Raw genomic sequence first — 245 nt, 5'->3', positions numbered from 1 at the left:
TACTTGCCTCGCTGGGTTTAAGGGGTGAAATATTTCTTAGTGGTTGATGAAAAATAACCCTACAATTTGTGTAATTATGTGTGTAAAACCAAGACGCAGGATTTCTGTGGTTTGGGTCATGAATAAACGCAATCCCCCATCGTTTTAAATAATTGAACACTTGAGCAATACATTCGCTGCCGTCATCCAAGAGTAATAATGATTTTTCAACCGGTGTTGTTGGTAACTCTGCGGGTTTATAACAC

Annotated in this window: 1 protein-coding gene; it reads right to left on the bottom strand. The window is 38.8% G+C overall.

The genetic code is table 11. The features are described from left to right. Positions 1-245: hypothetical protein (locus CWB85_RS22680; protein WP_212748251.1), on the bottom strand; the 245-nt coding region annotated here is incomplete at both ends.

Source organism: Pseudoalteromonas sp. S1727 (assembly GCF_005886375.1).
Taxonomy (GTDB): domain Bacteria; phylum Pseudomonadota; class Gammaproteobacteria; order Enterobacterales; family Alteromonadaceae; genus Pseudoalteromonas; species Pseudoalteromonas haloplanktis.
Note: the sequence above shows the minus strand (reverse complement) of the source record. Positions and strands in the feature narration are given on the sequence as shown.